We start from the raw sequence: 21,748 nt of genomic DNA on the forward strand, positions 1-21,748 counted from the left end.
CCCATCTCCCCCTGCTCCCTCATCTCCCCCATCTTCTGACCACGGGGCTAGCTGGTATACTTGCTCCCATACAGGGTTGTAAAAAGCGGCATACAGTTCTTGTGCTACTTCTAAAATTCCTATATACCCTGCATAAGGATGGTTGCGTTCTTGATTAATATCTAGAAATGGAATTCTAGCTGTAAGAGAGGTATCTTGATAGCGTTTATCAGCAATTAACATCTCAGCTTGATTTTCATTAATTATCTGTAAAATTTCTTCAGGAGTATTTTGTTCTAGAATTATGCCATCTTGCTCCAACAAACTTTTGACTCTAATTTTATCCTCCTCAGTATTATCCTTGGTACTAATAGCAATAACTTCCATCCCCAATTTCTTAGCAGCAAAGATAATCAACCAACTCTTGAAACTTCCAATAGAAAGGATAATGCGCTTACCTTGTAATCGGGTAATATACAGAGCGAGTTTTTCATCTATTGCAGCAGTTTCTTCTACAATTAATTTTTCTGTACGTTCCTGCAAATCAGAATTACCTAACTTTGACGCAATATTCCTTAAACATTGATTGATTGACTCTATACCATAGATAGACTCTTCAATATAGGGAATGCCATATTTTTTTTCCATCCCTTTTGCTACGTTGATTAGTGCTTTGGAGGAGAGTATGACGTTAAGTTGGGCACGATGAGCATAGCAAACTTCTTTGTAGACAGCATCGCCTGTAATTTTTGCCAAAACTCTAATACCTAATTTCTCTAATAACGGTAAAACATTCCATATTGCACCTGCGATGTTATGTTCACCAATTAGGTTGATGTCATTAGGTGTACTAGTCTCTGGTTCAGCTGTTCCAATAACGTGTTCTAGCATTGCTTCACCAGCGACACGGTTGCCCAAATTTTGGTTGCCAATGAATCCAGGACAATGTACAGGGATAGTAGGTATTCCTGTTTTCTCAGTGGCATCTTTGCAAACTCCCTCAATGTCATCCCCAATCAGGGCGGTGATGCAAGTGGAGTAAACAAATACTGCCGCCGGTTTGTAGCGTCTTTGTAATTCTAAAATGCCTTTGTACAGCTTTTTGGCTCCACCGAAAATGATATCGTTTTCATCGATGTCGCTGGTAAAACGTATTTTGTACAGCATCGAACCAGAGGAGAGACTGCTGTAACTTCCCAAAATACTGGCAGCACAGCCACTTGGCCCGTGAACTACATGAGCAGCATCGGTGATTGGTACTAGGGTAATCATTGCACTATCAAAAGCGCAACTCCCTTGAGTAGTTCCAGGTTGGGGTAATTGTGTAGAGGACTTTTTTTTATGCAGTTTCTGCTGCTGAGGAGCATCTTCAGAATTGGAGTTACTGAGCGAATCGTTAATTTTTCCTGGGGTGGGATTCATCTGTTTAGTGACAATAAGTAGAAGTTACTAGGTGTTAAGAGAATTTTCAAAAACCTCTATAGGTTTTCATTTATTAATCGTGTATCTAAAGGATGGAATAAAAGGGAATGAGAAAGGGAATTTCCCATCCCCTAAAACATAAACACTAACTAGGTTAGAGAAGGAGAAAACAAAAATACCAACTAGACTATTAAAGTATTAATGTTGCTGTGTAGACCTTGAGAAATTAGTGTTAGCACGGTGAAGCTGAAACAAACAAAAGTTAAGATTGGCTATTCGATTACCTCCATTTTAAAAGATTTTTCAAGAGTGATGAGTGGTTGAGTCCTGAGTAAAAAGTAATGAATAAGTAGTATTAATGAATCTTCCCACTCTTAGCCGAGGTATTCGCTACTCAAAACTAATTTGATGCTTAGTCGGTCTAATTTTACTTTTTACTCAGCACTCAGCACTGTTTCGGTGAGAGGGTGGGCAAAAATAGCCCACCTAATATTTACTCTGTATTTAGCACCTGAGTCTAAATAAGAACTTTACTTTCTTTTTTTAGCTACCGGAAACTATTTCTACATTTCCTTTTTTCAGTGCTTCTAGTGCTTCGCCTTGGGCATCTTCTAGCTTCTTCTCACCATCTGCTTGAGCGTTGGCGGCACCTATCAGTTTTGCAGCATTTTCTTCGCTTTCGAGAATACCAAATTCAATCAACAAATCTTCTAGCTCGTCCATCTCAATAGGTGTGGGAACGGCAAGATTTGTATTGTTGATAATCTTGTCCGCTAATGTCCGGTATTGATTAGCTTGATTGCTATCGGGTGCGTACTCGTTAACAGTCATCCGGCGCAATTCTGCGTGTTGCACGATGTTGTCGCGGGGAACAAAGTGAATCATCTGAGTACTCAATCTGGCCGCCAATGTGCTAATCAGTTCGTCTTCTCTGTCAGTATTACGACTGTTACAAATTAGACCTCCCAAGCGCACGCCACCAGTGTGAGCGTACTTGAGAACACCGCGAGAGATGTTATTAGCAGCAAACATCGCCATCATTTCACCGGAGGTAACGATGTAGATTTCTTGAGCTTTACCTTCACGGATTGGCATAGCAAAACCACCGCACACAACGTCGCCCAACACGTCGTAGGATACGAAATCTACATCTGAGTAAGCACCGTTTTCTTCAAGGAAGTTGATGGCGGTAATGATACCGCGACCGGCACAACCTACACCAGGTTCAGGACCACCAGATTCCACACATTTGATATCTCGGAAACCATTGATAACTACTTCTTCAAGTTCGATATCTTCTACAGCACCTCGTTCAGCAGCGAGGTGCAACACGGTAGTTTGAGCTTTACAGTGCAAAATCAAACGAGTGGAGTCAGCTTTGGGGTCACATCCGACAATCAAAATGCGTTTACCCACTTCTGCCATAGCGGCAAGGGTGTTTTGGGAAGTGGTAGATTTACCAATACCGCCTTTACCGTAAAAAGCAATCTGTCTAATTTTTTCGTCGGACATGATGATTAATCCTGTGATTGTTTGTTTGGTGGGTCTTTTGGATTATGAGGCGATGGCACAAAGTGCCTACCGGAGGTACTCGCGCTGTAAAATTACAGCAGTGACCTGATGTAGAACGTCGTTGGAGGCGATCGTTCTACAGCAAAAAGAGTCCGAAGAAAGAACATATTTAAGTTTTGGTCAGTTTTCGTTGGCCATTAGTCATTGTTTTTTCTGACTAATGGCTAGAGCGATAAGACATCACTCAAGGAATATTGCAAGTATTACTATCCGCTCACTCAAATGATTTCTCTAGCGGTAGTAATACCAATTGGACAAAAGAAAGCTACAGATTCTAAGTTGGAAACTCAAATTCAATCCGAATTACGAATTCAGCATCATCAGTTGTTGTAATCCACTGAAGGTTGCTCATACCTAAAGAGTGGTTGCAACAGGATTTAAATTTACGCCAAGTTTTCCCTAAACCACACAACCAACCATTGCAATCCACTCTAAACAGTCGCTACAACTTCACCGATTTTGCTGATATCGTAACCGCCGAGAATTTCAAATTGGGAGTGAACCATTCGATGTCCCAAAGTACTGAGCAACTGCTGTACAGGTGCTTCTTCAAGATATTCCTTGAGAATCACCAAATCATATCGTGACTGATGTAAAGGGATAAATCCCAGCCCAAAAGCAGTAGCTACAGATCCTGTACTTATACCAGCATCGGCAACTCCTCTGACTACAGCTTGGGCAACATCTTGGTGACTTTTGAGTATATTGTCAAAGCCCTGAACAGCATCAAACGGTATCTGCTCTTTTTGGAGTGTTTGTTCCAAAAGCATCCGACTACCGGAACCTATTTCGCGGTTGACAATAATCACTTCCCCTGCAACTAAGTCAGTAACTGTTCTAATTCCCATTGGGTTCCCAGACTTCAACAAAAGTCCCTCTTCCCAAACACCAAGAGTAATCAGAACTGCTTCCCTCCCAGCCAAAACATCTCGAACAAAGGGAGTATTATACTCACCAGTTTCAGGATCGTAGAGATGCATCCCAGCGATGTGCGCCTCACCTCTGCATAGACTGTGCAATGCAGCCATGCTGTTGGCGAAGTTATATTGGACTCGCAGTTGCGGATGCCAGCGTTCGGTGGCTCTTGCCCATAGTGAAATCACAGGTGCACAACCAGCAATCACAACGGTATTGTGAAGTGTGTCGATATTATCGTCTAAAAGACGGACTCGAACTTTATTTGTACCTGTAAGGCTTGTGCTTTCACCCTTCGGGTGACGCTCGTTCCTCGCTACCGCTGACGCTAACGACAGTTTGCTTATGCCGGGGAACCCTTTCGGCAGTTCGTCCTGGGGGAAACCCCCAGACGCTCGATGACTCGCTAACGCTGCGCTATCGCTCTTAGCGTCTCCCCTTGGGAGAAGACCGGACTGCCTCACCCCCCCAACTGTTTCACCATCAGCCGGAATCATATCTTGGCGAAAAGCATCCATGCCAATCAAGGGATAAGCTATCCATTGTCCTCCTACACGAGCCATGCTAACTCGCAGTTGTTGACCATTCAAAACGGGTTTGGCAAGAACTGCTTCAATTTCAGGTAAATCTCGCTCTAACCAGAATAGATCCTCAACTTGACAGCCAAGCGCTTTGGCCAAGCGAAGTGTTATGGCTACTGAGGGAGCGTATTGCCCCGATTCTACACCACTAATAGTCTGACGAGTCACATTAGCGATGTTAGCCAAATCTTGTTGGCTCATGCCTAAGCGAGTTCTAATGGACTTCAAGTTATTACGGAGGTCACTATCCTGCTTCATTGGCTTTGTCTCTTAGTTTCAAAAAGCCGTAGCGGATTTAAACATTGCATCTGCCAAGGCGAAAGTGTAGTCTTTGAGTTTATATCATTTCTCTTTGAAGACTTTTTGTGCTTTCGCTGTCTTGATTCCCTATATAAAAAGACTATCACAGAAATGGCCAATTTGCTTGCAAGGCGCAAATTATTTTTGCGGGTGGTTACTTTTTATCTGCTATCTTGGCTCAAAAGCCCCAAATTCTAAGAAACAGAGCATTTATCTAGCAGTAAAAATTTACCAATTTAATTAGTAAAAAGTAGTATTTAATACAGTTTTAGAGATTAGTTTCAGCTTTGATGCTTGATAGACGACACAAATAGTAGAAAACATACCAACCAATTTCGCTTTTATGGGTAAATTTTGCCCTAATGAAAAATTACCTATTTGACTAAAGTGAATCTGCACATAGCATCAGCAAAGAATTGCTATTTTAAGTTTTTGCACAATCAATTAGGTATTTAGCAAAGTCTGGCATAGATAATGTATTACCTTAAGGAGACTTGCCTAGTACCTAATAGATAAACTAGAATTTATTCTAGGAAAATTATTATTTTATTTGCATCAATCATTAAATAGACTGCTGGTGTGTTGCGGGACTCAAGCTCCAAATTAATAGCAGCCTCTAATGTCATTCACCCATAAATAACTACCTATTAATACAAGGTCAACTAAGATACTTTCGGTTGTTGCCATAGGATGAGTTTCAATTCAGAGCAATAGCAACCCCCACCACTAATTTCTTCTTCGTGGTCAGCTAGCCAATCATAAATTTGTGTAGCTTTTGCTAATGCCACTTTTTCTGATCTATAAAGCCGAGGAGTAGGGCAGTAGGCTTGGCCATTGATGTGTATAGCTGCAATTTGCCAATAATCGCTCTCTGGTACAATTTCTAAAAACCCGTTATTGTAAGGCTGAATTATTCCTATGTTCATCTACAACCATCAAACTTTAAAATGAAGACCATAACAAAGTTGATTCCAGCCAATTCTTCAAAGTCAAAGCTGGAATCACCAGGGAATGCAGTAGCAACCCCCGCTAATAATTGTGGGTTCGTAGTCATTGAAAATCTGAATGATTAGTCACTTTTTGGCTTGATTCCGTTATTGTCAGCAAGAATGGCAAGATAAATAGGCATAAACTGGGTTAAATTACCGAAAAATGGGATCTAATGCCTCACCCTAAAGAATTTAAGCGAGTTAAAATTGCCATTTCAGCGATCGCAATCTCTAACTCCTGCTTTTACCCTGATGCGATCGCAAAAATGGAAACCCAGTTCGGTGTATAGCTGGTGACACCAAACGAATCGCACAACGCAACCGCAGCCGTGACTCACTCAAAGCTAACGTAAACCTGTTGTTCCAGGAATTATGTAAAATAGTTCCCTTGACCTGATGTTAAAACCCTTCATACAAACGAAGGATTTTGAAACCTAAACTTTTAAACTTTCAGTTACCCTGAGTGACTCAAGTATGGTTACACTACCGACATAGTAATCACTGTTGGTGGAATACCGAGCGATGTATAGAAATGCTAAAAGATTGACTGCTATTTTTTTGTTGGTTTTTCTGTTGATTGTTTCTATCAACTTTGCAGTAATTGCTCAAGATAGTTCAGATGGCCCTCCTGTAAATTTTGCGCCTCAGCTATGTTCAGTGCCTCCTGGGCTGAAAACTCAACAAGTCATTGCCGACAATGGTCGTAACCAAGTTAAAATGGGCGATCGCATTAGGATAAAAGTTGAAGGATTATCAGCAGCTACCAGAAATGCAACACCTAATGCCACCAATTCATTTGATCCTCGACAATTAGTGTTGTACCTGGATGGCTATGAGCTAGATGATGTCCACGGAGAACCAGTTATCGTCAAGGTTCCGGGTAAAGATCAAAGGACAGTTCTTGAGGATGATTGGTTAGCCTTTCGACTTGAGCGCACCGACTCGTCTCAAGCTGCATGGAATGAGCTTCTTGGTAGCAGATACAGTATTAACGTGATAGCGGGAGTAGGCTGTCCCAAAAAGCTTGCAATTCCAGTGAGCGATGGTTTCCCACCTCCTCAATTAACAATAGTTCTGTTTTCGTGGCGATTTTGGCTGTGTCTACTTCTACTTGTAGCTGTTGTATTAATGTTCATTAGGTATTGCCGAAACACTCTTCGTAGCTTTGGAATAGAAGGGGTTTACTCTCAAAAAGAGGTGATTGGTGGCCAAGAACTGTTGATCGCAGAAAAGGCTGATCTTAAAAATGAATATCGTCAAAGCCGAATTGCTCAATTTTTTCTTGGCAGAAAAAAATTGAACAGAAACCCATTCAGTCTATCGATATCTCAACTTGCTTTTTGGACATTTCTAATTTTTGGTGCTTACCTTATTATCTACGGCATAACAGGAGATTACACCAATATTTTGACACAACAATCACTAATATTATTGGGAATCAATTCTATAACTGCATTTGGTACTTCGTTAATTGATGGGCAGGGGAATGAGAAGAAGAAAAAAGGTAGTCAACGCGTTTCTGAAGGTTTTTTCTACGATATATTATCAGATATTAATGGAGTCAACTTTCATCGATTCCAAACATTTATTTGGACAGTTGCGATCGGACTATTCTTTGTTTGGGAAGTCCTTAAAAATCTGGCAATGCCGGAATTTGATGACACACTTCTTACACTACAAGGAATCAGTGCCGCAACATATCTTGGGCTTAGAGGGCAAGAGCAGCATGCTATGATAAAAGAGCCAGAATCTACATCCACAGAAGATAATTCATCTGAACAACCGCTTCCACCAGAACAAGCCAATCCACCACAGAGCGATTCATCGATTCCTGCTCCCTAAATTTTAGACGTTGAATCTTTGGCTGCGTACCCGCCCAATCTAGGCAATCGCACCCGCACTATCTTGTTATAGCTTTTCTTTATGAAGCTGCGCCAAATCTCTTAATTGCTTATTTATTGGCGTATTTAGCGTTCTTGGCGGTAGCCTGCGGCAAGCTGCTTCTCTCGAACGCGAACAGCGTGTCGCAGACAGACGCTCTCGCGTTTGCGTATACGTTCTTTATTTCTTGCACTATCGGCGCATCTTCATACAGAATTGGTATTTAGCAAAGGCAATAATTTCATACATCAGGATCAACTAGATTTGCAATCATACTTTGTATGGTAGTTCTGCACCCACTTTCAGATTTCATCGACTGCGATTTTGCAATAAGTGGCTTATCTCCTAGTTATTGGTACAAGGGGCGTTGTCTCCAAAGTGGCCATCGCCTAAAATTACCCCGCACCTCAATATCTGAAGCGATCGCTCACGGACTTATGCAACAACTTGCCAAAAATGACTGTTATTCTCGTGAAGGCAAGATGTATGGAATACTATTAGTTGAACTGCCTAATGGCGAACAAAGAGTACTCAAAGCCTTCTCCGGTCTTTTGAATGGTTGCAGTGTAGTTGAGGGATGGGTTCCACCAATTCCAGGACGAGACGAAGTTGCTTTGGAGGAAGCCCGCACTTTGGCACAGTTGGACGCGATTAAGCAAGAACTCTTTACCTTAAAGCAACTAACCGAACGCCAGCAGTATGAAACCCTGTCTGATGAATTTGAGCAACAATTGCAAGCAATGAGCGATCGCCATCGCTATAGCAAACATCAACGACAACAGAAACGTCAGCAAATCTGCAATACACTCACAAAAGAAGCACTTACTATTGCCCTTGAACAACTCGACGAAGAGAGTCGTCAGCAAGGAATTGAGCGACGACAACTTAAACGCCAGCAAAATGAATTATTACAGCCCCTCCAGCAGTTAATTGCAGCAACGGATGCGCGAATTAGCGAACTAAAACAACAGCGTAAAGCACTATCTCGCCAACTCCAAGCTCAGATGCAGGCTACCTACAGCTTGACTAACTTTTCTGGGCGATCGCTATCATTACAGCAATTGATGCCAGGAGGTTCGCCCACTGGCACAGGAGACTGTTGTGCCCCAAAACTGCTTCATTATGCGGCAACACATAATCTCAAACCCCTGGCAATGGCAGAATTTTGGTGGGGTGCGTCTTCCGTAAACCAAGATAAAATCCAGGGGAAATTTTATGGAGCATGTGCCGAGCGATGCCAGCCATTGATGGGGTTTTTGCTCTCCGGGTTAAGACCTATTTTAATCCCTAATAAGGATTTTCACATAATAACCCCACTTTTACTAAATACATTAACACATTTATGTAAATCCGATGTGTTTGAGTCCAATGAATTCCCCCCCATGAAGGGAGAGATGCCGATTATTTATGAAGACGAATGGCTGATTGCTGTGAACAAACCTGCTGGATTACTTTCGGTGCCTGGTCGTTATAGCGATCGCCAAGATAGTGTCTTGAGTCGCTTACGTCATCTGTTACCGAATGGGATGACGCTTGCATCTGTGCATCGCCTAGATCAGGAAACATCTGGGATTTTGTTGTTAGCACGCGATCGTCAGACTCATCGGCAAATTAGCCAACAGTTTCAGCAACGCCAGGTTCACAAACTTTATGAAGCGATACTTTCCGGTGTTGTGATAGTTGACCAAGGTAAAATTGACCTGCCACTCTGGGGAGATCCTGAAAATCGTCCTTATCAAAAAGTCGATTGGCAGCACGGTAAACCCAGCTTGACACACTTCCAGGTAATTGCCAGAGAACAAGATTACACCCGTGTAGAATTTACGCCGCTCACAGGGCGCACTCATCAATTAAGGGTTCATGCGGCTGATGCGCGAGGACTTGGGGTAACTATTTTAGGCGATCACCTTTATGGATGCTGTGTAGTTACCAGTCGCTTACATCTGCACGCTAGAGAACTTCGCTTTGAGCATCCGCAGTTAGAAAAAACCCTTCATTTACAAGCAATTACACCCTTTTGACGCTCAACGAAGAGGACTTGGGGACAAGGAGAATTGGGGACAAGGGGAAAGACTTGTTGCAAGTACTCATACCAATTCACTAAAATTATGAAACAGATGTAAACCCTCAAAGGCTAGCTATCTCTAAGTTTTTTAATTACGAATTGCGAATTGGTATCATACCATTTCACCAAAGAATTTATACAAATTTTTTTGCCTCCCCTGCCCCCCATCCCACAAACCTTACAATTAGCTTGATTTCTGCTTCATGGTTTGCATCCGTACTTCTTTTTAAATTTAGGAAAACCAACACCTTTTTTACTGAATTTTTAAGTCAATGGAAAAATTTTTGTACGCTATCTATAAATTCTTAAGTGGGTTAGAGCGAGCAAACTTATCTATAATATTGAACCATTTTATGTTTTTATTTAGTACAGTCAATTGCTGATTATAAGCATTATATTTCATGTTTTTCCTTCACTTGTATATAACTCTTACGTCATCTGTTGCTGGATGGGATGACGCTTGCATCTGTGCATTGCCTAGATCAAAAAAACATCTAGGATTTTGTTGTTGGCACGCGATCGCCAAACCCATCGGCAAATTAGCCAACAGTTTTAGCAACGCCAGGTTCACAAGGTTTATGAAGCGATAGTTTCCGATGTTGTGACAGTTGACCAAGGTAAAATTACTTCGCTTCGAGCATCCGCAGCCAGAAAGACCCTGCATTTACAATCAATTACGCCCTTTTGACGCTCAACTCTCGCCTGGGAAGGAGGAAACGCACTGCTTTCCTTTAATCTCCTCCCCGAACAGTTAGCCTATTGCTTTTTAAATTTGTATGTGATAATTTCTGCTTGTAGTTAATTGAACGGTTATCCGACCAATTTACCGTATTTAAAGAAATTGACATCACACCTAGGAGACTTCCCAAAAAAATATTCAAGGAAATCTCTAATGAGCGGTAAAGATAAAAGTGCAGGAGTTTACCTCTAGACTCTCATTCTTATCTTTTTTTATTAAAAAACGAACCTCTCCAGGCACAAAGAAGCCAGTGCGCCTTTGCAATTCCTTGACTTGTACCCCTACGGGGATCTTGCTACACTCTTAGCATTAAGGCAGGGTAGCAACTGGCGCGACACAGAGAGAAAGATTCTAAAACTTGGTTTACTAAACATTGTTGACTTGACAGAGCACTAGTGATGATGATTTTGCCAAAATCCAAAATACTACTGACTAGATGCTGGAGCAAAAGATTCTACCAAAAAGGTATAGATGTTGCTGCTACTATTTGTCCCACAATTCACAATTAAATTCACAATTATATGAGTAAAGTATTCATTCTTAATGCCAACCAACAACCGTTATATCCAGTACGCATCAGCCGTGCTAGGCTGCTATTGTCACAAGGTAAAGCTACCGTATTTCAGCGATATCCCTTTACTATAATTCTGAAGGAATCCCTTTCTCATCTTAAACTTGAGCAACTTGGCTTCAAAATTCATCCTGGTATTAAAACTACTAGTACGCCACGGCGGAAATAGAGCAACCATTAAAAATCCCTATAAAGCTGATTCCATAATACTTTTGACTTTTGACTTCCGCCTTGCGGTACTAGTACTATTGTCAGCAAAGATAAAAAAATTGGTATTAATCTTAGTCACCTCCCAAACGGAGGAATATAGATGACAAACCACACCATCTTAGAACCATTGCCAGAAGACCAATGGTTTATTGAGAGCCAGGAACTACGATCCTTTGTAGCAACACTGCGTGAAATTAACGCTATTACTGTTGACGATCGCATACAAACTCTCGCTAAACTAGAACCTTATTTTCAAGAACTGCTTGCCCAACAGGAATGGCTACCCCAAAAGTTTGCCCAAGCCAATCCCGAAAGCAGAATGGGCGGTGGTATTGGTCAGTGGCTACTTTATCGCGCTAAAGACCGTTCCCTGTCAATCTTTAGTTTGGTAATTCCCCCAGGTTCAACGACTCCTGTCCACGATCATTTAGCCTGGGGATTGATTGGTTTATACAAAGGCAATCAAGAGGAAACAGTCTATCGCCGTGTAGATAACGGCGATGCTGAAGGACACGCACAATTACAAATAACTGAAGTGCGTAGGCTTCAAACAGGAGATATTTACCGCCTGTTACCCCCAGATGGTGATATCCACGCCGTCAAAACTACATCCCAGAGCGCATCTGTATCTATCCATATTCTGGGTAATGATACTGGTTGCATCTTGCGTCACCAGTTCATCCCAGAATCTCACAGCGTTAAATCCTTTCGCTCTGGATATTCTAACGCTCCCTGCAAAGAAGAAGAAAAAGAACATGCCCTACGCTAGACCACAACCCCCCGTATTCGAGCGAGTTGAAGACGAACGTCTGCACCGCAAACAACGCCTAGCTGCTGCCTTTCGCCTATTTGGTAAATTTGGTTTCAGCGAGGGAATCGCAGGCCATATTACGGCTCGTGATCCAGAATTTACAGACCATTTTTGGGTCAATCCATTAGGAACATACTTCGGTCACATCCGAGTTTCTGACCTGCTGTTAGTTAACAGAGAAGGTGAAGTGGTTAAAGGTGATGCTGAAGTGAATCGAGCTGCTTTCGCCATCCATTCTCAGATTCATGAAGCTCGACCTGATGTAATCGCGGCGGCTCATGCCCATTCACTTTATGGTAAAGCTTGGTCTAGTTTAGGTCGTCTTCTTGACCCCTTGACTCAAGATTCCTGTGCTTTTTATGAAGACCATGCGCTATTTGATGACTTCACAGGTGTGGTTTTAGAAACTTCTGAAGGTCAGCGATTGGCGCAAGCTTTGGGGCCAAACAAAGCTATAATCCTGCGTAACCACAGCATTTTAACTGTGGGACATACGGTAGATGAAACTGCCTATTGGTACATTAACTTAGAGCGATCGTGCCAAGCCCAACTACTGGCAGAAGCTGCGGGTAGACCTACTACTATCAAACACGAAACAGCCCGTTTAACACAAACTCAAGTGGGGTCACATACAAGTGGGTGGTTCGGCTTCCAGCCCCTTTACGACAGAATTGTGCGCGAAGAACCTGATTTGCTAAATTAGTGTTGTGTTTTTTGACACTAGCGTCAATAAGAGGAAAAGGGGCAGGGAGTAGGGAGCAGGGGGGAATCGCTATACATAAATGTATTGGCTCTGAACCAAGGAAGTATTATTTCTCGTGTTACACACCTCGAAATAAATATTTTTACTTTTGGGCATAAATAAATTTATTTGCTCTAAAATCCTTGTTGCAGGGTAATTTAAATATCTTTCCCCCAGCAAAAAATTCCCCCTGCTCTCCTGCCTATAAAGGTCAAAACTATTTGGCGTGGATTTCGGAGAATCTAGAATGTTTTGCCACTAATAATAGGACTTTTAAAACATCCTTTAAAAGGGAGGTAATTGGAGCAAGCCTTTTTAAGGGGAGTCATATCATGTCCGCATAATTAGTTATGCTAACCACAGTCATTACACCCCACCCCTAACCCCTCCCCGCTCTTCGGGAGGAGAGACAAAGCGTAGCTTTGGCGGGGTGGGGTTCTTGGGGTTTAATAAGCAATCAAGCTGGACATGATATCAGCTATCATCTCAATTAATCAGACAACAAGGGGCAAAATTTCCTTATTAAAGGTAGGCAAATTTCCGTTACATTTTACTAGCTTCTAGTTCCTAGTTCAATTTATCTGCAATAAATTTTCGCCACGTTGATAAATTTCCCGCGCATAATCAGTCCAAGCACCTTGTCCCCAATAACGAAAACAACTGGTTTGCAACAAAAGGTTATGTAAAAGAACGTTACGGTAATGAGATTGTCTAGTAACAGGTTCTGCTGAGTCAAGTTGCTGTAATGGATCAAATTTTTGATGGAATAAACTGCTTAGTTGATACATGGGAGACAAGACATTTTCATATCCTTTCACCCAACTGATATGATTTGTCCACGAGGCTCCATCCAAATGGAAATTAGAGTTGATTTGCTTTAATTCTTGAATGGCATTCTCTACAGCTTCGGGTTGAGAATTGTCTGGTAAAACTCGCTGCCAAATCTGATGTTGTCCCACTGGCTGACAAGTTGGATAGTCTTCAGGTTTGCATCCAGCAGCTTCGATTAGTTCTAAATATTCTGTACCACACATTCCAACTACACCTGATTTCCCTCCGCCGTTATTGACCATATCCCACCAAGCTTGTTTAAAGGCGCTAGGAAATTCATTCATCATTACGCCACCATTTTCACCATCTCCAATTTGGCTAACTATTGGTGGTACAAAAACACTCTCAATCTGTTGTTTCGATAATGTTTTTGCTTCATAATAAGGCTGCATTTGTGCGACTAATTTAGTATCCGAACCTTGGGTTTTAATTAAAGCTGTAATGCTAATTGTTTCGCCTTGAGAATTGCGGGCAACCAAACGATGTGGTAAATGTTTATGGGTAAGAGATTGACCGCTAATTGTTTCTACAGAATGTTCTTGAACGAGTAACCAGCGATATCCACATTCTTTCAGCGCTTTCACAAATTCAAAGAGAGCATCAGGGTGATTTGGTAGATGCATTTCTGGGGGCGAAAATCCTTTGACTCGCGCTAGTGCTTCCCAGCCAAAAATTGCTGCAAAGTGATGTTGCCATGCAATGATATGCAATTTAATATCTGCTATTGGTGTGGAAGGAATAACTGCATGACCCCACATTGTACCTAGCCATTCTACATAAGGTTGGTAGGTGCGATCGCAAGTGATGCGTTTAAGATTATCGAGAACATCATTGCGTCCCATTTGCCGCAGTCCCCAGAGAAGATTACCTGAGTAATCCAACATCACACGGGGATTGCACCCTTGGCTGACGAGTTCAGGGATTAAGTCTCCCATGCGGCTATAACAATGGGCAAAAGGATCTGCATTGTGGTTATCCCCTTCATGAGGATGTTCAAACATATATTGCAGATTGCTGATGAGTGTACCACCATGTCCAGCAGGTATAGTTGGCTGGTGCATGTGTAAGGCGATCGCAAACACAGCATTTACATCTTCCAAGCGGATATTAGTTGTTGGTAAAAATACTGGCTGATTATGGTTAACTACAGAGAGAACCTCTGTTTCCCAACCAGATATATTCGGCAAGCCATCAATGATTTCGGGCAAAGGAGTGAGAGTCGTGGGGAAGGAAAGCATTTCTGGTTGCTCCGAAATAAGTTATATCTATAAAACTTGCATGAGTATCTAATAGTGCTTGACTCAGCATAAATACAGTAAATACCCTGAGCCATAACATTTTTAGGTAATTTTCAGTAACTGCGAACTCAGGCAAGTCTAGTAATCATCAGTGCAGTCTACCCAGATATTCGCATCTTTGTGTTCTACTTTTTGATAAAGTTTGTTTACGCTCTGCGGATGCACCAAGTAAAGCTAGGCTTCATTTCTGATTAGGTAGATAGATTGCACTTATGGCACAGAATGATGGATAATTAGAAGTCATTTCATAAAATCTTGGATATTTATTCCTTATTGATTCATTTGGGGTAGTTTCAATTAGGCGTTCTACTACGAAGCAATTATCATTTAAAGAATTGACTATTGTTTCAAAAGTATGATGATAACTTATTAATTCCATTTCATCAAACATATTCCATCTATATTCATCGTTGTGAAAATATGGATGCATGGTCACGTCATAACCACTACCATTCCAAACTTGATGGGTTATTTCATTAAACGGATGATGAAACGAGAATACAAATTTACCCAAACTACGGATTACTCTTGCAACCTCAGCAAATAATGGACTTAATTCTCTAATATAGTGAATCATTAAACAGCTATAAATTAGCTCAAAAGTTTTATCATTAAATGGTATTTTTTCAGCCGTACTAACATAAAATTCTATTTCTGGGTGTTCTCTACGAGCTATCTCAATCATTTTATTCGACTGATCCAGACCAATAACATTTGCTCCCAAAGACTTCACTTTTGCAGTAAAATTCCCAGAGCCACAGCCCAAGTCTAACACATCACATTGATTGACATTTTTCTCAATCAGCTTTGTCATTGCGGGAATATCTAGGTATTCATTCCAAAGACTACTTTCTTTGTTACTTCGCTTTAGATGATATTGTTCGCCATATTTGTCGTACATCAACTTGTTATGTTCTTGAGGAATCATGATTTTCTTAACTTCCAGATTTATTTTTAGTAGTCTCTGATTTGTTGAAGCAAGTGGCGTTTGAGGAACGTAGACCCAACACCAAGAATCCTTGGTTTTGTTGGGTAACGCATTGCCTCAACCCTATCTAAAAACTACAAACATTTTTATTTTTTCAGAGTAATAAAAGATCGATAATGGAGCGATCGCAACTCTGGTAGAAATTTTACTGCACGGTAGGCGATCGCCTCAAAAAATTTAGAATTTACGCGCAGACACAGAACAAACCATCAAAAATTCAGTTTCGGCATCAGCTTCTTCAGTTTTTGACTCGGCTGTTGTTTCGTTGGTGCTGGCGGAGTTGCTATTCGTAAAATTAGCTCTAGCAACCAGGGAGCAAGGCGTTGACACCATACAGCTAAATGACTTTGCCATCCGACTAAAATTTCTGGTGAATCATTTTGCATTCCGGTAACGAGTGCTTTAGCCACTTGTTGGGGAGTCATTGGGATCACCCAGCGAAATAATTTTAAGTTGCGCACCATATCTGTGTCTGTGAGGGAAGGCAGTAATGCAATGACTCGGATATTGTAATCAGCTAGTTCCTGGCGCAAAGCTTGGGTAAATCCTAAAATGGCAAACTTGGTAGCTGAGTAAGTCGCCATCGTCGGTGCAGCCACCTTCCCCATCAGACTCGATACATTGACGATTGTCCCTTGCCTTTGACTGGCCATGCGTCTAGCTATCAGACTCGTAAGGTTGTACATTCCTAACAAGTTCACAGAGAGTTCTTCTTGAACTTGGGGCAGTTTAGATTGCAAAAACGAACTTTGGTATGCGACTCCCGCACAATTAACCAGTAGGTGAATCTGTCCGTAATTGCGCCACAGTTGGGCAACAGCGATATTTACTTCAATTGTCTGCGTCAAATCTAAGGCCACGATCGCAGTTTCTGTTCCTATCGCCTCGATTTCGTTAGCTACTTCGACTAACTTTTGGCGATCGCGTGCTACCAATATCAGCCGCTTGATGCCTTGTTGAGCGAGTTCGAGTGCGATCGCTCGTCCAATCCCACGAGAAGCCCCTGTAATTAGAGCAACTTTACCTTGAATCTCCATTGGTTTTATCCTCCAAAATTTAAGTCTTACCAAACTCTTCGTTATTGCCGAAACACACAATTAAGAGCTACTCGCTTGTCTGCACAAGGTAAGACAAATAATCAATTGCAATTGAAATCAAACTGAAACTAAGCCTTTAGCAACGAGATATTTCTTGGTTAATCTGCAATCCCTCATAATTGTCTATACGAGGCAGAAATTTATCGTTTTTAACCTGTCAAAGCCTAACAGACTTGGCTGAATGTATATAGCTCATAATTTTACTTCTCCTAGATCAGAGCGCTCATCAGCATCGTTGTCATACACACGTTAGCAATTAAATCAAGCTATTGCAATATTCTTTAATCAGAATTTCTTAATACTTCTTAACGACAGGTATATATATGGAAAATATTTTATTAAATAAGTTTTTATGAATATCTAAGTACAAATATCTTACTTTCCTGACAATTAAGCCCTGTTTTGGAAAATTGTAGTATCTCAGTCATAGCTAAGAAGTAAAAAAGACATATAGGTTTTGGTTATTTTCGTAAAACCTCAGCTTGTCAGCTATTTCGCATAACTGTATCAGTATATTTACGCATATATTAAAAATCAAGGTTTCTGATTTTAATATCTTAAATAATAGAATAAAGAGAGTTAAATTATTGTTTTTAATGCAAATGAGAACAGCAGATTTATCTGCAAAAACTTTAGTAAAAATGATAACTTATTTGGCTTTAGCTTTGAGTTCATCAAAGGAATGCTTGAGACTTGCCTGGTGTGTGACAATTCATGCCATCTGGAAAAGCTAACGATTAACCTAACCCTCTTCCCGATGCTCTAAAATACAAAGTTGGGTTAAGCAAAGCACAACCCAACAAAGCACCCAAAATCTTGGGTTATCCTGCGGGAAGCCCCTTTGGGTGTACGTCCCTCAACGAAGAGGCAGGAGGAAGGGGGCAGGGAAAAATGACCCCTTTCTCCTGCCGTGGAGCAGAGGGGAACATGGGTCTGAGTCCCTCACTTTTGTTAAGTGGCTCTCGTACCCTACGGGTTGAGCGCAACAGGTGGGGTGGCCACTGAGTTTACCGTGAGCGCAGTCGAACTACGTAGCCGAAATGTTGAATCCCCCTTGCTCCCTGCTCCCCTGCCTCTTTTTCAATCCGACCTACACCAGTTTTAGTTTTTAGCCTTAACCCAAGCATATTGCACACAAATCTTACCGCAGCCATATCTCTATTAATAAATTTTGCACTACGTTTCTATCCCGCCTCAGAATTCATTCCGAGGCGGGATATCGGTAACTGCGACTAGATTTTTAAGCACTGAAATGCTTTGCTTACTACAAACTCATCAAATTTAATGAGATAGACCACTAATTAAAATTGTGAGTGATTAAGGGGTTAAAAAGTCTAAATGGTTTCCTGGTTGGGCACGTAAATCCTCTACTGTCCCCTGAATTTGTAACTTGCCTTGATTGAGCAAAACAATCCAATCAGCACGGGTAATTACTCTAGGACGGTGGCTAATCAGGATTGTGGTTTTACCTTGGCGGTGCAACAACAGTTGATCTAAAACTTGAGCTTCACTAACTGGATCGAGTCCAGCAGTTGATTCGTCTAAAATTAGGATTGGTGGATCGTTAACAATAGCTCTTGCTAAAGCCAGTCTTTGGCGTTGTCCACCAGAAATATTTGACCCAAATTCACCTAATACAGTTTGATATTTTTCAGGTAGTCTACTAATAAAATCATCTGCCTCAGCAATTTGGCAAGCCTTGACAATTTGATCGAAAGTGAGGTGAGGAGAACCTAAGCGGAAGTTTTCAATAATTGTGCGACTCCAAAAATGAGCATCTTGAGGAACCAGAGCAACTTGTTGCCGCAAACAATCAAGAGCTAAGTCTTGCATATTATAAATGCCAAAGCGAATATTGCCAGAATTAGGTGTATATAATCCGGCAATCAGTTTAGCAAAAGAACTTTTTCCACAGCCTGATGTACCAATTAGAGCAACAACTTTACCGCCAGGAATTGTCAGGGAAAAATCTTCCAGTAGCTCTAGCCTGCCAGCGTAGTGAAAGTTTAGGTTTTTGCAAATAATATCAGCATCACTAGGAATTTTAGCAAAGGGTTTGCTACTATCGCTTGGAGTTTCAGGTGTGGAATCGATAACTTCTGTTAAGCGTTCCGTGGCAGTTTTGGCACGCATGAATTCATCTATAAATCCAATCACAGTACCGATTAATGCCAAAAAATTCCCATTCATCCCGTTAAATGCCAGCAGTTGACCGATGCTGAGTTCCTTACTAATAACTAGGACGCTGCCGAAACCAATCAAACTAACGCTGCCAATAGCATAAACTAACCCAGAAAAGGTGCTATTAATAATTCCAATCTGAACTGTGCGAAATGTTATATTTGAGAGCCGACCAAATCTGTTCTGAAATTCTTCCCAAAATTGAGGAGCAGCAGCAGTACTTTTGAGTGTCAGCGCTCCTTTAAAGCTCTCAACGAGAACACCCTGGTTTTCCGCGTCTAAGACCAACATACTTCTGATTTTTTGTTGAAGTGTAGGCAAGAAAACCACTGTAGATGAACTCATGACAATAGCAACAACGACGGCAACAAAGGTGAGTTTCCAGCTATAGAACACCATGAAACCCAAAGAAATCAGTCCGATAAATAATTGGCTAGGCAGACTGATAACTGCTTGAGCAACTAGCTGATTAATTTGTTGAATATCTTGCAATCTGCTAACAATCTCGCCACTGCGACGTGATTCATAGTAAGCCAGAGGCAGCCGCAAGATTGCCCTGGCAAATTCTAGAACTAGCCCTAACTCAAGTTTTTGAGCAAAATTGGCAATCAGGTTAGATTGAACTAATTGCAGACTACTTGACACCAAATTCATCACCACAACCGCAATAATTACACCAATAAGAAGCTGAGTATCACCTCGAACTAGTACATCATCCGTTAGAATTTGAAGCAAGAAAGGAGCTGTTAACGAAAGCAGACCGATAACTATAGCGCAGAGAAAAGCCTCGAATATTATGCCCCCATAAGGCAATGCCCGCCGCGCAAAGCGCCAAAGACCGTTGACTTTATCATCCGGTTGAGCATAAAAGCGAACCGAATCTGGCTCTAGTAACAGCATGACTTGATCTGACCAAGCCTCCGTTAATTCATTTCTAGAGACATAACGGATGTTAAAGGCTGGGTCAGCAATTACATATTTTTTGCCTTTCTGACCATACAAAACAACCCAGTGGTAGCCTTTCCAGTGAATGATTGCTGGCAGTGGTGCTTGGTTCATTCGGTCTAATATTTCTTTTGATGCCCTGACCGAACGCGCATTGAAACCAAGTGCCTCTGCTCCTCGCCTCAATCCCAACAATGTTGTTCCCAGTTGCCCAGTACCTACCGCTTCTCGAATGCGATTTAGTGTAAAGTTACGGCGATAATGTTTGGCAATGGAAGCAAGACAAGCAGCTCCACAATCTTCTTCGCTATGTTGTGCAACAACTTGGTATTTCATTTCACACTCCAGTACCCAATAGCATCCTAAAAAAACTTAAAAAAATAGCAGGGTTTCGTCCCTGCGTGGTTAATAATTTGACCAACAGTTTAATTTTACTAAGTAAATGAGCAAAAAAATCAAACTATGTTATGTAATGTAAAATTGATTAGATTCGCTAGTAGTAAGCGGCTCCAACCGCTTACTACTAAACTTTAATTATTCACGCCCGCTTACTTATCACTACTAATCAAATTTTAGTAGGGAGGATAGGTTTATTCCAAAGCTTTTTAATATTCCTGATACTGAAGTTCTTCCTTTGGTAGTTTTCGTTTTTACAACTTTTTTAGTTTGTTTCTTTACTCCTTTTTTATCAATTATCACTTGACTATAAGAATAAGAAACGTTGCTTTCACCACCACACAGGCTTACTTCTTGAGCTTCAGTAAGGGAGGTAAACGTTGGGAAGATTTGAGTGCTTTTCATGATTCTAATTAACCTCAGATGTTAATTACAAGTTTCTAAATTGATGGGAAGGTGCATTAACTAAAATATAACCATTGGTAGCACCTAACAAAATGGCTATATCTTTTCCGCTATTTTTTGCAGAATAGTAAATTTTGCTCCATATTGCTCTTTAATCACTCTCGGATAAAACAATTACAGCTTAGAGCTAAATGCCGAAAGTTCAGATATAGCTAGGGATTAAATGCTCGTATTATTGATATAAACCCCGAAACTAAGCCAAATAAACAGAACCCTAAATATAAAAGGTTTTGAATTTTACTATCTATGCCGAGAGTAATTAAACATGGATATGAGCGAGTTCTCAAATAGCAGCGCTTAGTTCTCTAGTTTACTGTTCAAGGTTAGCAGTATCTTTAGCAAAAGCATTAAGTGAACCTATCAACAGTTGCCTAATAGGAACTGTTGATAGACTTTAATAACTTTGTTCAACAAAAGTATAAGGTAGGAATAAACGTAATGCTAGAATAACTGCGATAAGCAACAAAGTTAATGTCTTGCTAGAAAATAAACTACCCTGTTGGAGCAGGTTAGTTTGTCTAAGACATTTTACCTCCGTAAAGACGCGGTTGATCGTGTCTTTACGTTTATTCTTCCCCTTCTACTAAACCTCATTATTTACTTGGTACCAGTAACAACGTTAACAGCGGTTTGGCTGACAGTAGCGCCAGCAGTAATACCTTCAGCAACGTTGACAGCGGTTTGGTCTATCTTAGAGCCACTAAGAATACCAGCAGCAACGTTAAGGGCTATTTGGCTGATAACGACGGGCTTAGCGGGGGTAGCAGGGG

Annotated in this window: 14 protein-coding genes; 5 read left to right on the forward strand and 9 right to left on the reverse strand. The window is 41.2% G+C overall.

Features of this window, described 5'->3' with window-relative positions; translation table 11 throughout:
* The 4 genes from nifE to ACFE90_RS20785 all read right to left on the reverse strand — a co-directional run.
* Positions 1-1,401: nitrogenase iron-molybdenum cofactor biosynthesis protein NifE (gene nifE / locus ACFE90_RS20770; protein ID WP_375503834.1), on the reverse strand; the 1,401-nt coding region annotated here is incomplete at its 3' end.
* Between the two features lie 543 nt (positions 1,402-1,944).
* The gene (gene nifH / locus ACFE90_RS20775) at positions 1,945-2,913 is read right to left on the reverse strand and encodes a nitrogenase iron protein (protein WP_375503836.1); all 969 of its coding nucleotides are present in this window, start codon (positions 2,911-2,913) and stop codon (positions 1,945-1,947) included.
* 491 nt (positions 2,914-3,404) lie between these two features.
* Positions 3,405-4,727: a substrate-binding domain-containing protein gene (locus ACFE90_RS20780; protein WP_375503838.1), complete on the reverse strand. Its 1,323-nt coding sequence runs from the start codon at positions 4,725-4,727 to the stop codon at positions 3,405-3,407.
* 704 nt (positions 4,728-5,431) lie between these two features.
* The gene (locus tag ACFE90_RS20785; RefSeq protein ID WP_375503840.1) at positions 5,432-5,695 is read right to left on the reverse strand and encodes a hypothetical protein; all 264 of its coding nucleotides are present in this window, start codon (positions 5,693-5,695) and stop codon (positions 5,432-5,434) included.
* Positions 5,696-6,301: 606 nt separating this feature from the next.
* On the opposite strand from ACFE90_RS20785, the gene ACFE90_RS20790 reads away from it, so the two are divergent.
* The 5 genes from ACFE90_RS20790 (at position 6,302) to ACFE90_RS20810 (ending at position 12,738) form a co-directional block, all read left to right on the forward strand.
* Positions 6,302-7,600: a hypothetical protein gene (locus ACFE90_RS20790; protein ID WP_375503842.1), complete on the forward strand. Its 1,299-nt coding sequence runs from the start codon at positions 6,302-6,304 to the stop codon at positions 7,598-7,600.
* Between the two features lie 320 nt (positions 7,601-7,920).
* Positions 7,921-9,660 carry a pseudouridine synthase gene (locus tag ACFE90_RS20795; protein ID WP_375503844.1) on the forward strand — a complete coding sequence of 580 codons (1,740 nt, stop codon included), beginning with the start codon at positions 7,921-7,923 and terminating at the stop codon, positions 9,658-9,660.
* Positions 9,661-10,964: 1,304 nt separating this feature from the next.
* Positions 10,965-11,183 (forward strand): RRXRR domain-containing protein, encoded by a 219-nt coding sequence (locus ACFE90_RS20800; protein WP_109012415.1) that lies wholly within the window; start codon positions 10,965-10,967, stop codon positions 11,181-11,183.
* Between the two features lie 141 nt (positions 11,184-11,324).
* The gene (locus ACFE90_RS20805) at positions 11,325-11,993 is read left to right on the forward strand and encodes a hypothetical protein (protein WP_375503847.1); all 669 of its coding nucleotides are present in this window, start codon (positions 11,325-11,327) and stop codon (positions 11,991-11,993) included.
* Positions 11,980-12,738: a class II aldolase/adducin family protein gene (locus ACFE90_RS20810; RefSeq protein WP_375503849.1), complete on the forward strand. Its 759-nt coding sequence runs from the start codon at positions 11,980-11,982 to the stop codon at positions 12,736-12,738. Before ACFE90_RS20805 ends, ACFE90_RS20810 begins: the two co-directional genes overlap by 14 nt.
* 611 nt (positions 12,739-13,349) lie before the next feature.
* Here the strand turns inward: ACFE90_RS20810 and ACFE90_RS20815 are convergent.
* From ACFE90_RS20815 to ACFE90_RS20835, 5 genes are all read right to left on the reverse strand, one after another.
* A complete protein-coding gene (locus ACFE90_RS20815) occupies positions 13,350-14,846 on the reverse strand; it encodes a glycosyl hydrolase family 57 (RefSeq protein WP_375503851.1) in 1,497 nt (498 codons plus the stop codon).
* Positions 14,847-15,087: 241 nt separating this feature from the next.
* Complete coding sequence (locus tag ACFE90_RS20820; protein ID WP_375503853.1) at positions 15,088-15,834, reverse strand: class I SAM-dependent DNA methyltransferase; 747 nt, start codon at positions 15,832-15,834, stop codon at positions 15,088-15,090.
* Positions 15,835-16,103: 269 nt separating this feature from the next.
* Positions 16,104-16,931, reverse strand: a complete 828-nt coding sequence (locus ACFE90_RS20825) for an SDR family NAD(P)-dependent oxidoreductase (protein WP_375503855.1) — start codon at positions 16,929-16,931, stop codon at positions 16,104-16,106.
* Positions 16,932-18,308: 1,377 nt separating this feature from the next.
* The gene (locus tag ACFE90_RS20830) at positions 18,309-20,453 is read right to left on the reverse strand and encodes a peptidase domain-containing ABC transporter (RefSeq protein ID WP_375503857.1); all 2,145 of its coding nucleotides are present in this window, start codon (positions 20,451-20,453) and stop codon (positions 18,309-18,311) included.
* 225 nt (positions 20,454-20,678) lie between these two features.
* Positions 20,679-20,918, reverse strand: coding sequence for a hypothetical protein (locus ACFE90_RS20835; protein ID WP_375503859.1), 240 nt, complete (start codon positions 20,916-20,918; stop codon positions 20,679-20,681).
* Positions 20,919-21,748 lie beyond the last annotated feature (830 nt).

The organism is uncultured Nostoc sp., from assembly GCF_964245445.1.
Lineage (GTDB): Bacteria > Cyanobacteriota > Cyanobacteriia > Cyanobacteriales > Nostocaceae > Nostoc.